The sequence below is a fragment of the Streptomyces erythrochromogenes genome (genome assembly GCF_040684695.1).
Lineage (GTDB): Bacteria > Actinomycetota > Actinomycetes > Streptomycetales > Streptomycetaceae > Streptomyces > Streptomyces erythrochromogenes_C.
The window spans coordinates 47,187-60,804 of the sequence record NZ_JBFBGM010000003.1 but is presented as its reverse complement, the minus strand read 5'-3'; the positions used below and the strand labels follow the sequence as shown (position 1 = coordinate 60,804).

Genomic DNA, 13,618 nt, shown 5'->3' with positions numbered 1-13,618 from the left:
GGTTGCGGCGGGGGACGGGGACGGAGGCCGACGCCGGTGCCCGGTCCCCGTCCGGGGGCCGGGCGGCCGGGTCGGCTACCGTCACGGCATGGGCTTCGTCATCTTCATGACCCTTCCGGGGCTGGCCATCCTGCTCACCGCGATGGCCTTCCTCGACCTCGCACTGGTGCGCGCCGGCCGGGCCGGCCTGCTCCCCTGGCGGTGGAACGGGCGCCAGGGGCAGATCTCCGCCACCGGCTTCGAGCAGCTGCACGCCAGCTTCTCGCCGGGCAAGCAGAACGAACTGAAGGAGCGCCAGAGCGCCCTCGTCCTGCGCGACGACGAGGAGGACGGCGCACCGCCGCGCTCCCGCGTGGACCTCGACGGCGGCCTCGCCGTCATCCGGATGCCCGCTACGGGCTGCAGCGGTAGGTGAAGTCCACCGAAGCGGTCCGCTGCTCCGGCGACAGCAGCCGGAGCTCGGCCTTCGCCTGGTAGGTGCCCGTCCCCCGGAACGTCCACAGCAGGTGCAGCCGGGCCTCGCGCTGCCCGCGCGGAACCCGCTCGGTCAGCTCCTCGGACGTGGTGCCGTCGCTGCGGACCCACCGGTAGGTGAGCGTCCCCGGCCGGCCGTCGGTACCGACGACGGCCACCACGTCGGCGGTCGCGTCGCACGCGGGACCGGCCGGATCGGTGCTGACGGCCACCTCCCCGACCTCGATCCCCGGACCGAACCGCTGCCATCCCAGGTACGCCAGGACCGCTGCCAGCACGACCGCGGCCAGCGCGTACCGGCGCAGCCCGGCGCCCCGCCGCCGCCGGGGCGCGGCGGCCACGGCCACAGCCGCGTCCAGCGGGAACGGCGCGGGCATCGCGGCGGTGACCCCGGGCCCGAAACGGAGTACGGACCCCTCGACGCGGTCGGGCGCCACCGCCTCGGCCGTCGCGGGCGGGCCGCTGAACCAGTGGCTCCCGAGGACCGTCGCGCTGTAGTCGTCGCCCTCGGGGGCGCGGGGATCGCTCATCGTGGCACCTCCACGCAGCGCGGCAGGTACTGCGAGGCCGACGCGGACTTGTTGCCGGCGGCCGGCTTGGTGGTCACCCTGACCCCGCCGTAGCAGCCGCGGTCACGGCTGAAGGTGTGCACCCTGCTCGTGGTGACGGTCGAGCCGGCCTGGACCGTGAACGACTCGCTGCCGTCCGGCACCGAGAAGGAGCCCTGCGCACCGCCCAGGAACCACTCCACCACCACGGTCACCGGCCCGGTGCCCTGGGAGGAGACCGTGATGGCCGCGTCCCCCCGGTACACACCGGTCTTGAGGGACACGGCGACGTTCGTGACCTTCAGGGTCGGAGTCGGCGTGGGGCTCGCCGTCGGGGACCAGCTCACCGTCGGCTTCGGGGTCGTGGGACTCGCGGACGCCGACGGCCAGGCCGAGGCGGACGGGGAGGCGGACGCCGACGCGGACGTCGAAGGGCTCGCCGAGACCGAGGTGCTCGGGCTCGGGCTCGGTGAGGCGGAGGTGGAAGCGGACGCACCGGGGGTGGGGGAGGCCGACCCGGGAGGGGCCGCGCTCGTCGTGGCGAAGGCGCTGAGCGCCGAAGCCCCGTCCGGAGCCGCGCCGATCGCGTCGGTCGTGAGGACCAGCACGGCCCCCAGGACCAGGGCCGTCCCCGCCGCGATCCAGCCGCGCCTGCCGGGAGCCCAGCCCGAGCCCGAGCCGCCGTCCAGCTTCGTCGTGGCCACCGCGGTGGTGCCCGCCGCTGGTGCGCCCGCCGACGGGAACAGCAGCGGCAGCAGCGCGGCCAGCGCGGCCAGCTTGCGCTGCCCGCGCTCCTCCCACTCGGGCCCGTACGCGGCCAGCGCCACGTCCTCCAGCTCGGCCACGAACGCCTCGGCGTTCTCCGGCCGCTGCTCGGGCGCCTTGGCGAGGCCCCGCCGGATCAGCGGACGCACGGGCTCCGGAGCCTCGGTCTCCGGGACCGGGGCCTCGATGTGCTGGACCGCGAGCTCCGCGAAGTTCTCCCCGTCGTAGGGCTTGCGCCCCGTGAGGCACTCGAAGAAGGTCGCCGTCGCCGCGTACACGTCGGCGGCGGGCGACGCCGGCCGGCCCTGCCACTGCTCGGGCGCCATGTAGGCGGGGGTACCGGCGACCCCGGGCGTGCTGCCGCGGTTCGCCGCGATCCCGAAGTCCACCAGCTTCGACGAGCCGTCGGCCGCGACCAGCACGTTCTCCGGCTTGTAGTCGCGGTGGACGACGCCCGCGCGGTGCGCCGACGCCAGCCCGAGCAGGGATCCCTTCAGGACCACCAGCGCCGCCTCGGCGTCGGCCCGCCCGGACTGCCTGAGCAGCGAGCGCAGGGAGATGCCGTCCACCAGTTCCATCACGATGGCCGCGCCGCCGGGCGCCTCCACGTACTCGTACAGGCGGACCACGTACGGGGACTCCAGCCCGCCCAGCAGCCGGGCCTCGGCCCGGAACTCCCCGACGAAGGCGGGGTCCTCGCGCAGCCGGTCGCTGAGGTACTTGACGGCGACGGCCGTGCCCGTGGCGTCGTGGACGGCGAGCACCACCTTGCCGCTGCCGCCCGAGCCGAGCTCACGGACCTCCGTGTAACCGGGGACCGACCATGCCGCCCGCGTGTCGTTCATCGTTCCTGCCCCCTGCCTGCTGCCTGCCGTGCGGCACCGGATCCGTCCATGTCAGCGGCCGGTCCGGGCCGGCCGCTCACCGGCCTGCCCGGACCGGACTCCCCATGGGACGTGGTTTGCGCCACGGCTGGTTCCCCACCGCGGCCGGTGTCTCAGGCCGCGGCCGACACCGCGCCGATCATGGCGTGCAGCCGGTCCGCGGCCGCCCGCCCGAAGGCCGGGTCGTTGATGTGAGTGTCGTAGTCGTAGAGCCGCGCGGCGCTGCCCCGCAAGCCCTCGCGCAGGGCCGAGAACAGCGCCCGGTCCGCGCGGGGGTCATGGTACGGGCCGTCCGGCGCGCCCAGCGTGGACAGTCCACGGAGCGGGACGCAGACGGCCGTGGGACCGGTGGCCGCGCGGAGTTTGGCCGCGACCCGGCGGCCGAGCTCCGCGCACTCGGCCTCGCTCGTGCGGATCACCGTGATCGACGGGTTGTGCACGTGGACACCCCGGTCCAGCACCCGCTGGGGCAGGGACTCCAGCGGGCCGAACTTCACCATGTCCAGCGCGCCGAGGCTCACCACCTGCGGCACGCCCGCCCGCCCGGCCGCGCTGAGCCGGTCGGGACCCGCGGTCAGGATGCCCCCGCACAGGTCGTCGGCGAGTTCGCTGAGGGTCAGGTCGAGGACACCGGCGAAGACCCCCTGGGCGGCGAGGGTCTCCAGCGTGCGGCCGCCGGTACCGCTGACGTGGAAGACGAGGACCTCGTAGCCGAGCTCGGTCAGCCGCTCGCGCGCCGCGTCCACGCCGGACGTGGTCACGCCCGCCATGCTCGCCGCGACCAGCGGACGGGGACCCGCACCCAGCCGCGGCGGGCGCTCCGCCGAGGCGCGGGCGAAGGATCCGGCCATCCCGGCGATGGCCGCCACGGCGTTCGCCAGGATCGGTGCGGAGACGCTGTTGATCCCCGCGATGTCCACCACGCTGTACATCATCGTGATGTCCGAGGAGCCCACGTACGGGGCGGTGTCCCCGGACGCCATGGACGAGACCATCAGCTTCGGCACGCCCAGCGGCAGGGCGCGCATCGCCCGGGTGGCGATGGAGGTGCCGCCGCTGCCGCCGATCGCGAGCACGCCGTGCAGCCGGCCCTCGGCGTGCAGGCGCAGCAGGGTCGCCTCGGCGCCCCGGGCCATCGTGGTCACGGCCGCGCCCCGGTCGGCGGCCGATCGAAGGACGGACAGTTCGCTTCCCGCGGCCCGGGCGACCGCGGCGCGCGTGACGTCCGCGGCCACCCGGGGTTCCCCCATGATCCCTGTGTCGACCAGTACCACTTCGACGCCGGCGCGCAGCAGCCTCTCGCGCAGCCAGCCGTACTCCACACCCTTGGTGTCCAGGGTTCCCACCAGCACGACGTTCGTCATAGGTGCAATGTCCAGGCACGCGCGGATGTTGGCAAGTACGAGCTCTGGTCAAGCCTTCAGCAGCACCAACAGCCGCTCCAGGAAGGGGAGTTGCGCGGGGATCAGCATGCTTTGAGCCATCTCGGGAGTGCACCAGGCCACCCGGTCCAGCTCGGGGAACTCCTGTACGTTCCCCGAATGCGGGGGCCACTCCAGGGTGAAGGTCCCCGGCACCATGAGCGCCGGATCGAGGTCCGCCTCCACCGCCCAGATCGTGACCAGCTTCCCGCTGGAGAGCCGTACCTCGCCCAGCGGCAGGTACTCGCCCTCCGGCGGGGGCAGGCCGATCTCCTCGGTGAACTCCCGGCGGGCCGCGTCGCGCGGAGTCTCCTCCGGACCGTACTCGCCCTTGGGGATGGCCCAGTCCCCGGCGATCCTCCCCGACCACAACGGGCCGCCCATGTGCCCGAGCAGTACCTCGACCCCGGGCTCCGCCCCTGAGCCGTCCGTCCGCCGGAAGAGGAGCAGTCCGGCGCTGCGCTTGTGCGTCATGGGCCCATACATGCCCCGGAACGGCGTCGGTCAGTGGTCGTGCGGGCCCTCACGGTGGACCGGTCCGTGCGCGTCCGCGCAGTGCGGGTCGTACGAGGCCTCGCCGTGGCGGCCGACCGAGAGGAGGGAGTCCTGCACGTGGTCCACCTGGAGGGTGGTGTGCGTGATCCCGTACTCCTTGTCCAGCAGCTGCTCCAGCTCCCGGCGCACCGCGTGGCAGTCGCCCTCCGGCTCGACCAGCACGTGCGCGGAGAGCGCGGCCTGCCCCGAGGTGATCGTCCAGATGTGCAGGTCGTGCACCTCGGTGACCGGCGGGTGCCCGACGAGCCGGTCACCGACCGCGTCCGGGTCCACGTGGGCGGGCGCGGCCTCCAGGAAGATCCGGCCGGAGTCGCGGACCAGACCGTAGCCCGCCCTGACCATCAGCACCACGACCACGAGCGTGGCGATCGCGTCGGCCTGCCGGAACCCGGTCGTCATGACCACCAGGCCGGCCACGGCCGTCCCGATGAAGGCGAACAGGTCGTTCAGGACGTGCTGGTAGGCGCCCTCCACCGCCAGCGAGGACCGGTTCGCCCGCGATATGCACCAGGCCGCGGCCACGTTGACGACGATGCCGGCGAGCGCCGTCACCAGGACCAGACCGCCCTCGACCGGCGGCGGGTCCATCAGCCTGCGCACCGCCTCGTACGCCAGCCACGCGCCCAGCAGGAGCAGCGTCAGGCCGTTGGCCTGCGCGGAGAGTATCTCCGCCCGCTTGAGGCCGTACGTGAAACCGCCGCGGGCCGGACGGGCCGCGAGCCGCATCGCGATCAGCGCGAGGACGATCGAGACGGCGTCCGTGAGCATGTGGGCCGCGTCGGAGATGAGGGCCAGCGAGTGCGCCATGACGCCGATGACCACCTCGACGGCCATGAACCCGCCGATCAGGCCGAGCGCGATGGCCAGCCAGCGGCGGTCGGCGTCGGCGGCCACGCCGTGGCTGTGGCCCCCGGGCCCGTGCCCGTGATCGTGGCCGTGGTCGTCGTGCCCGTGATCGTGCCCGTGGTCGCGCCCGCTCATGGCATCCCCCGTCTCGTCGCGGCAGCCGTCTGTCCGGTTCCCGTCGCGTGAAGTGAAGCGCACCCCGACGAGATGGGCAAAGGCTGCAACGGGGACCGTTGTCATTACCTATAAGAGGCCTCTGACCTGCGGTTTCGTCCGACCGCTGCCGGGTCGGTGTGATCGTGGGAAAATCTGCTCATGGTCCAGCGCCCCGGTGTGCCGACCGCGCCAGAGCTCGTCCTGGAAACAGCGACGGGCTCCACACCGATGAGCCCGGGCCGGAGCTACCACGTCGGCCGGGACCCGCTCTGCGAGATCTGCTTCGAGGACGCCCGCGTCTCCTGGCACCACGCGGTCCTGCGCCCCGACGGCGACCACTGGACCGTCGAGGACGAGGACAGCACGAACGGCACCTGGGCCGACGGCCACCGCGTCCACGAGTGGAGCGTCGGCGCCGGCAGCGAACTGCGCTTCGGCGACGAGCAGGACGGACCGCGGGCCGTCCTCACCGCTCCAGGGCCCGGCCCCGGGGCGGCCGGAGCCCGGCCGTCCAGGGTCTCCAACCCGTCCATGACCGCCACCTTCCGGCAGCCGAGCGCCGTACTCCCGCTGCCGGCCCGCACCGTCGTGCGCATCGGCCGCTCCACCGACAACGACCTCGTCATCGACGAGCTCGACGTATCGCGGCGGCACGCCGAACTGAGGGCCCTCGCCGACGGCGGCCACGAGATCGCCGACCTCGGCAGCCACAACGGCACCTACCTCAACGGCGCCCCCGTCACGGGCGCCGCACCCCTCACCGAGGGCGACATCGTCGGCATCGGCCACCTGGCCTTCTGCCTCGTGGGCGACCGGCTCCAGGAGTACGAGGACACGGGCGAGATCACCCTCGACGTCCAGGGACTCACCGTCGTCGTCGACCGGGGCCGCAAGACCCTCCTCGACGAGGTGTCCTTCCCCGTGGGCGCCAAATGCCTGCTCGCCGTCATCGGCCCCAGCGGAGCCGGCAAGTCCACCCTGCTCGGCGCCCTCACCGGCCTGCGCCCCGCCGACCGGGGGGCCGTCCTCTACGACGGCCGCGACCTCTACCGCGACTACGCCGAACTGCGCAGCCGCATCGGGCTCGTGCCCCAGGACGACATCCTGCACTCCCAGCTCACCGTCCGGCGCGCCCTCCTCTACGCGGCAGAACTGCGCTTCCCCCAGGACACCGCGAAGGCCGAACGCCGGCGCCGGGTGGACGAGGTGATCGGCGAACTCGGCCTCGACCAGCGTGCCGCCCAGCCCATCCACAGCCTCTCCGGCGGCCAGCGCAAACGGGTGTCCGTCGCCCTGGAGCTGCTCACCAAACCCTCCCTGCTCTTCCTGGACGAGCCCACCTCCGGACTCGACCCGGGCATGGACCGCTCGGTGATGCACATGCTGCGCGGCCTCGCCGACGACGGCCGCACCGTCATCGTGGTCACCCACAGCGTCCTCAGCCTCGACGTGTGCGACCGGCTGCTGGTCCTCGCACCGGGCGGGCGCATCGCCTACTACGGGCCGCCCGCCGAGACCCTGGAACACTTCGGCTTCTCCCAGTGGCCCGAGGCCTTCGAGGCCTTCGAGAACCAGCGCGGCCGCGACTGGGCGGGGGAGTACGCCGCCTCGACCGCCCACCGCAAGTACGTCCTCGGTGCCGCCCGCGAGCCGTGGTACGGCGGCGCGTACCCGGCGGCCGCCGAGGCCGCCTCCGCGGCCGGCCTCGTCCCCCCGCCGCCCCCCAAGGCGCAGAGCTGGGGCTCCCAGCTGTCCACCCTCGTACGGCGCTACGCGGCCGCGCTCGCCGCGGACCGCACCTTCCTCGCCATCATGATCGCGCTGCCGTTCGTCATGGGCGCCATGGCCCGCGCCCTGGCCGGCAGCCGGCTCACCCAGGAGACCGCGATCAACGCCCTGCTCATCCTGTCGGTCGGCGGCGTCCTGACCGGGGCCGCGAACGCCGTCCGCGAACTCGTCAAGGAACGCGTCATCTACCGCCGGGAGCGGGCGGTGGGCCTCTCCCGTTCCGCCTACCTGATGTCCAAGGTCGTGGTGCTGGGTGCCGTCACCGTCGCCCAGGCCGTGGTGCTGACCCTGGTGGCCCTCTACGGCGTGGACCTCAACGCCCCGGGCGGCCACGGCGTGCTCCTGCCACCCCTCGTCGAGATCACGATCGCGGTGGCCCTCCTGGCGTTCAGCGCGATGATGCTCGGCCTGCTCGTTTCCGCGCTGGTCCGCAAGGAGGAGGTCACCATGCCGCTGCTGGTCCTCCTCGCCATCGTGCAGGTGGTCTTCTGCGGCGCGCTCCTGGAGCTGGACGGCGTCCCCGTCGTCGAGCAGCTGGCCTGGCTGGTCCCCTCGCGCTGGGCGCTCGGGGCGATGGCGGGCACCATCGACCTGCACGCGATCGTGCCCGGCGCACTGACCGACGACCCGCTGTTCGCCCACAGCCCCGCGGTGTGGCTGCTCAACCTGGGCATGCTGGTGGTCCTGTCCGTCCTGTTCGGGGTGCTGGTCGCGCGGCTGCTGCGCCGCCACGAGCCCGTGATCATGCGGAAGTAGGCCTCATGAGCAGCTCGATGGATCCCGGGACGACCGTTGCCGACTTCCGGCCCACCCATGTGGTGCCGCCGCCGGGGCTCTCCGCCTGGGAGGCCCCCGACGTCTCCCGGCCGACCGCGGCCCTCGACGCCTTCCTGCCCGTGCAACTGCTGTCCCGGCGCGGGGAGTGGGGGGAGATCCTGTGCGCCAACGGATGGAGTGCCTGGGTCGACGGACGGCTCCTCGTCGCGGTCCCGCAGCCACCGCCGACCACGGGGGAGCGGCCGTCGGTACGCGCCGAGGACCCCAGGCCGCTGCTGGAGCGCGGCGCCGACGCCCTGGAGCGCTACCGGCACGCCGTGGACGAACTCGCCTCCGGCCGGGTCGACACCGACGCCTTCCGGCGGTCCCTGCGCGGGCTGCGGGTGGGCGTGGTCGTCGACGGCGAGTCGGTCTGGCTCTACGACGAGGCCTCCGGACGGTGGATGTACGGCGACGGGACCCGCCTCGCGACCTACGCGGTGACCGAGGGGCTGGGGGCCGCGCACGGGCCAGGGCCGGCGCAGGAGGACCCGGACGACGCCGGCCCGGCCGGCGCGGGGCCGGCCGCGCCGCCCGTCGGCCCGCAGGCGGGCGGCACCGACCGGGCCGCCCCGACCCGCATCGTGGACACCCACGACCCCGAACGGGAGTGAGCCGGGGCCGGGACGCCGGGGTCAGCCGTGCGCCGCGGCGGGTTCGTCGACCCGGCCGCGGCGGTGGAGCGGGCGGGCCAGGACGCCGCCGAGGAAGCCCGCCACCGCACCCCAGAGCAGGCCCAGGCCGACCATGCGCCACAGCACGGGGTCCAGCAGGACCTCCCCGCCGAGGTCGTCCACCTCGCCGAGGCCCAGCAGCGACAGCCCGTACTCGGCCTGCATCCGGCACAGCAGGCAGACCGCGAGGGTGGCCAGGGCGAGGGCCGCGCCCAGGTGGAGCGCGTGCTGCCAGGGCCGGACGTGCGCGGGGGACCGTACGGCCGCCACCACGCCCGTGCCCAGCAGCAGGACGACGGCCGCCACCACCAGCCACCACGCCCTCGGGTCCCGCGCGGCGAAGGACGCCACGTCGACCGGGGCGCCGTCGGCATCGCGCAGCACCTCGTCCACGAGCTGTGGCATCGGCAGCCCGAAGGCCCCTTCCACCCGGGCCTCCCAGGCACCGCCGAAGCCCAGGGTGAGCGCGATCCAGACGAGGTTCGGCAGCCCGAGCAGGACCACGGCGAGGGTCCGGCCCGCGTCCCCCTGGGTCGCGGCCGCCACCAGGCCGGCGACGACGCCGATCACGACGTACGCGAGGAGCAGCACCGTCGTGGCGAAGGCGGCCGGACGCACCGCGGTGTGGAAGCGGACCAGTCCGGCCGGGAGCGGCGCGCGGCGGGACACCAGCAGCGCGATCAGCAACAGGCCCAGGATCCACACCAGTCCGAACAGGAGCGTCGCGGGCACGTCGGAGCGGAAGCCCACCTTCGGAGCGGAGTCCAGGAGTTCACCGATCACCCCGAGCGGGGAGTCGCCGGTGGCGATGCCGAAGTCCTGCCGGGCCAGGGCCGCGGCGCCGGTCAGGGCCAGCAGCCACAGCACCACCAACGGAACGGCCCGGCCGAGGAGTTCGCGGGGCCCCGCGACGGCCCGGTTGTGCAGCGGGCGCAGGAAGCAGTATCCGGCCGCGAGGGCGCCCGCCAGGCTCACCGAGAGCGGGAGCACCGACAGGCTCGCGTCCGCGCCGGCCAGCAGGCCGGCGTCACCGGACACCTCCACCGTACCGCCGGCCGCCATGACGACGACCGCGGCGAGCACGTGCGGGAACGCCCCCTCCGGAAGGCGGCCGGCGCCCGCGCACGCAAGGCCGGCCGCGGCGACGGCGATCATCGCCGCGAAACCCGCGACGACGGTGACGAGGGCGTCGCGCCAAGCCCTCGCGGAGCCCCCGGACGATGCCGATCTCGGTGTCTGGCTCACCTTGCAACCGTGGCACTCCCGGCTTGCGGGCACCACCCGGATGGCGCACACAATGGTCCGATGGGAACTCCCTCCTCCTGGGAAGAAGAGCCCGTGAGCACACAGCCCTCCGGCAGGCAGCCGTCGTCAGAGCGACCCACCGGGCCGCCGTCCGGGCCGCTGTCGGGCGGACAGCAGGGACCCCCTCCGCCGCCGGCCGGACCGTCGGGACCCCCTCCGCCGCCGCCGACCGGACCGCCGGGCGGTCCGGCCGGTCCCGGCGGTCCGGGGCCGGGCAAGGGTCCTTGGTGGCGGTCCGTTCCACGGCTCGCCACCGCGCTCGTCGCGGTGGTCGCGGCCGTGGTCCTGGTGGTGGTGCTGACCCGGCCCGACGGCTCACCGAGCGCCGGGGCCGAGGTGTTCCTCCAGCCCGCCGCCGCGGCCGGACCCGACCCCTTCACCGAGTCCACCGTGGTCAAGGAGGACGCTCCACCACCGGAGAGCCCGGCACCGTCCCCCACCACGACCGGTGCCGCCCCCACCACCCAGGGCACCGCCACGGGCACCAGGAGCGTCAGCGGCGCCGCCCCGGGCGTCTACGGGGGCACCCAGGACGTGGCGAGCTGCGACGTCGAGAAGCAGATCAAGGTCCTGGCCGCGGCGCCCGCCACGAACGAGGCCTTCGCGGCGACGCTCGGCATCCGGCCGGCGGCCGTTCCCGCGTACCTGCGCTCGCTGACCCCGGTGCAGCTGCGGCTGGACACCCGGGTCACGAACCACGGCTTCCAGAACGGCAAGGTCACCAGCTACCAGGCCGTGCTGCAGGCCGGGACGGCCGTGCTCGTGGACGACCGGGGCGTGCCGCGGGTGCGCTGCGCGTGCGGCAATCCGCTCGGTCCGCCGGTGCCGCTGAAGGCCGCGCCGAAGCGCTACGGGCAGACGTGGCCCTCGTACCAGCCGGCGAAGGTCGTCGTCATCGCGCCGGCCGTCGAGCCGGTGAAGAAGATCGTGATCTACGACCACCAGAACCGGCACTGGTTCGAGCGCGACAAGGGCCACCAGCAGCAGCGCAGGCCCGACCGGCCGATCCCGCCGCCCGTGATCCCGACGCCCCCGACCACGCCCAGCCCCGGGGTCACGCCGACGCACACCGGGCCGAAGCCGCCCGGACCGCCCTCGAAGTCGCCGACGCACACGGGCTCGAAGCCGCCGACCAAGCCGCCGACCACGTCACCGTCGACGTCGCCCACGCATTCGGGCTCGAAGCCGCCCACGACGACCCCGAAGCCGTCCGGCTCCGCGTCACCGTCGAAGTCGCCCTCGAAGTCCCCCTCGAAGTCGCCTTCCACGTCCCCCACCACGTCGCCCTCGGGCTCGCAGTCCCCGTCGAAGCCGCCTTCCGGCTCGCCGACGCCGTCCGGTTCGCCGTCCCCCTCGCAGTCGCCGACGAAGGCCCCGTCCGGGTCCCCGTCGGTCTCGCCGAAGCCCAGCCCGACGCCCTCGGCGTCGGGCTCACCCACACCGACGGCCCCGGGGACCGCAAGCCCGTCCGAGCCGCCATCGGGGTCACCGTCGGGACCGCCGTCGCCGTCGGGTACCCCCTCGGGGTCCCCGGCGGCATCGCCCTCGCCCAAGCCGTCACCGCCGCCCTCTGAGGCGCGTTCGCCCCGGCCGACCGACCGTACGCCGCGGGTGCCGACGCGGACGCCGCCCCCGACGGACCGCACGCCCCGGCTGCCGTCCCGGACGCCGCCGCCGACCGACCGCACGCCGTCGCTGCCGAGCCGGGCGCCGGCCCCGCCGTCACCGGTGGCGCCGCAGCCCGAGGCCACGCCTCCGGCGGAGCAGCCCCGCCGGGACGGGGGCGGGAACGGCGGTGACGGCGGGAACCGGTAGCCGTGCGGGGCCGGGCCGGTCAGCTCCGGGCGCGGCGGGCGAGCGAGTCTCCCGCCGCGCCCACCGCCAGGCCGAGGGCGACCATGACGACGTAGCCGAAGACCTCGTGGCCGTCGGGTACGAGGAAGCGGACGAAGCCCATGAAGTGGATCCAGCCGAGCCACTCGTGCAGCAGCCCGCTTCCGCCGCCGACGACGAGGACGAAGCAGAGCAGCCCGGAAAGGGCTGCGAGCGGTGGTTTCGCAGGGGTGGAGGTCATGGCACGACGGTAGGCGCGCGGCTCACGGCGGCGGATCCGTCCGAAGACGGCCCGGGCTCGTACTTAAGTATCCGATGACCGCCGAGGAGGCCCGGCCGGGGGCCGGCCCGCGTAGATTTCCCGGACATGCGCCGTATTCACCACACCGGCCGGGCCCGGGCCGTGGACCTCGCCCTGGTCCTCTTCGCGGCCTGCTTCGCCGCCGTCAGCGCGCAGTCCATCCCGGTGCCGGAGGACCTCGGCCAGGGGTGGCGGACCGCCGACCAGCTGGCCGGCGGACTGGGGTGCGCCGCGCTCCTGCTGCGACGGCGCTGCCCGGTGCCGCTGGCCGTCGCCCTGATCCTGGCCGGCAGCCAGACCCACTACATGACCGGTCCGGCGCTGGTGGCGGTCTTCACGGTGGCCGCGACCAGGTCCTGGCGGGCCACGGCCTGGGTGGCGGCACTGGCCTTCGCCCCGCTGCCCGTCTTCCTGTGGCAGGTGGCGGACCTGCCCGAGGACCGGGCGGGCTCGGCCGTGACCTACTTCGCCCTCATCGCCGGGGCCATCGGCTGGGGCCTGTTCCGGCGCTCGCGCGCACAGCTGGTCGACTCCTTGCGGGCGCGCGCCGAACTGGCCGAGGCGGACGCGGAGTCCCGGGCGGAGCGGGCCCGGATGGAGGTGCGGGAGGAGATCGCCCGCGAGATGCATGACGTGCTCGGCCACCGGCTGACGCTGCTGAGCGTCCACGCGGGCGCCCTGGAGTTCAACCCCGGCGCCCCGCGGGAGGAGATCGAGCGGGCCGCCGGAGTGATGCGCGAGAGCGCCCGCCTGGCCCTGCGCGACCTGCGCGAGGTGATCGGCGTCCTGCGCTCGGGGACCGGGCCCGAGGAGGCCGAGCGGCCCCAGCCGGAACTCGCGGACCTCGACCGGCTGGTCGCGCAGGCACGGACGGCGGGCGGGCGGATCGAGCTGACCGGGCCGCCCCCGGGCGCGGTGCCCCCGGCGCTGGTGGGGCGTACGGCGTACCGGATCGTGCAGGAGGCGCTGACCAACGTACGCAGACACGCGCCCGGCGCGACCGTCGACGTACGGGTGGCCGGCGCCCCGGGGGACGGGCTGACGGTGGACGTCCGCAACGCCCCGCCGGCCGGACGGGACGCGGCCCCCGCGGACGGCGCGGGCCCGGGACCCGGCGGCGGGCACGGCCTGATCGGTCTGGCGGAACGCGCCCGGCTGGCCGGCGGGGAGCTCACCGCCCTTCCCGCCGACGGCGGCTTCCGCGTGCACGCCTGGCTACCCTGGCAGGGCTGATCGGGCATCGGGACCGACG

Annotated in this window: 11 protein-coding genes and 1 pseudogene; 5 read left to right on the top strand and 7 right to left on the bottom strand. The window is 74.7% G+C overall.

All coding sequences use genetic code 11. The annotated features are described in order from the left end of the window. Positions 1-88: 88 nt before the first annotated feature. Positions 89-415 carry a DUF6191 domain-containing protein gene (locus AB0O53_RS07535; RefSeq protein WP_350991317.1) on the top strand — a complete coding sequence of 109 codons (327 nt, stop codon included), beginning with the start codon at positions 89-91 and terminating at the stop codon, positions 413-415. Here the strand turns inward: AB0O53_RS07535 and AB0O53_RS07530 are convergent. The 5 genes from AB0O53_RS07530 to AB0O53_RS07510 all read right to left on the bottom strand — a co-directional run bounded on the left by AB0O53_RS07530 (position 393) and on the right by AB0O53_RS07510 (position 5,628). Further along, positions 393-1,004 (bottom strand): hypothetical protein, encoded by a 612-nt coding sequence (locus AB0O53_RS07530; protein ID WP_350991319.1) that lies wholly within the window; start codon positions 1,002-1,004, stop codon positions 393-395. The genes AB0O53_RS07535 and AB0O53_RS07530 overlap by 23 nt on opposite strands. Beyond that, complete coding sequence (locus AB0O53_RS07525) at positions 1,001-2,632, bottom strand: serine/threonine-protein kinase (protein WP_365193793.1); 1,632 nt, start codon at positions 2,630-2,632, stop codon at positions 1,001-1,003. The genes AB0O53_RS07530 and AB0O53_RS07525 overlap by 4 nt, the downstream gene beginning before the upstream one ends. A 152-nt stretch (positions 2,633-2,784) precedes the next feature. Next, positions 2,785-4,035, bottom strand: a complete 1,251-nt coding sequence (locus AB0O53_RS07520) for a Tm-1-like ATP-binding domain-containing protein (protein ID WP_365193790.1) — start codon at positions 4,033-4,035, stop codon at positions 2,785-2,787. Between the two features lie 48 nt (positions 4,036-4,083). Then, positions 4,084-4,566, bottom strand: coding sequence for an NUDIX hydrolase (locus tag AB0O53_RS07515; RefSeq protein WP_365193787.1), 483 nt, complete (start codon positions 4,564-4,566; stop codon positions 4,084-4,086). 30 nt (positions 4,567-4,596) lie between these two features. Further along, a complete protein-coding gene (locus tag AB0O53_RS07510; protein WP_365193785.1) occupies positions 4,597-5,628 on the bottom strand; it encodes a cation diffusion facilitator family transporter in 1,032 nt (343 codons plus the stop codon). A 180-nt stretch (positions 5,629-5,808) separates the two neighbouring features. On the opposite strand from AB0O53_RS07510, the gene AB0O53_RS07505 reads away from it, so the two are divergent. Together AB0O53_RS07505 and AB0O53_RS07500 are read left to right on the top strand one after the other, a co-directional pair. Beyond that, complete coding sequence (locus tag AB0O53_RS07505; RefSeq protein ID WP_365193783.1) at positions 5,809-8,193, top strand: ABC transporter ATP-binding protein/permease; 2,385 nt, start codon at positions 5,809-5,811, stop codon at positions 8,191-8,193. 5 nt (positions 8,194-8,198) lie between these two features. Continuing rightward, positions 8,199-8,867, top strand: coding sequence for an SH3 domain-containing protein (locus AB0O53_RS07500; protein ID WP_365193780.1), 669 nt, complete (start codon positions 8,199-8,201; stop codon positions 8,865-8,867). Between the two features lie 21 nt (positions 8,868-8,888). Here the strand turns inward: AB0O53_RS07500 and AB0O53_RS07495 are convergent, their stop codons facing one another. Beyond that, on the bottom strand, positions 8,889-10,172 hold the full coding sequence (locus AB0O53_RS07495; RefSeq protein WP_365193777.1) for a streptophobe family protein: 1,284 nt from the start codon (positions 10,170-10,172) through the stop codon (positions 8,889-8,891). A gap of 60 nt (positions 10,173-10,232) precedes the next feature. On the opposite strand from AB0O53_RS07495, the pseudogene AB0O53_RS07490 reads away from it, so the two are divergent. After that, positions 10,233-11,528, top strand: a pseudogene (locus AB0O53_RS07490) (DUF6777 domain-containing protein); the annotation flags it as partial. A 538-nt stretch (positions 11,529-12,066) separates the two neighbouring features. Here AB0O53_RS07490 and AB0O53_RS07480 read toward each other — a convergent pair. Continuing rightward, positions 12,067-12,306 (bottom strand): hypothetical protein, encoded by a 240-nt coding sequence (locus AB0O53_RS07480; protein WP_350991334.1) that lies wholly within the window; start codon positions 12,304-12,306, stop codon positions 12,067-12,069. A gap of 126 nt (positions 12,307-12,432) precedes the next feature. On the opposite strand from AB0O53_RS07480, the gene AB0O53_RS07475 reads away from it, so the two are divergent. Next, positions 12,433-13,599 (top strand): sensor histidine kinase, encoded by a 1,167-nt coding sequence (locus AB0O53_RS07475; protein ID WP_365193773.1) that lies wholly within the window; start codon positions 12,433-12,435, stop codon positions 13,597-13,599. The last annotated feature ends 19 nt before the right edge of the window (positions 13,600-13,618 follow it).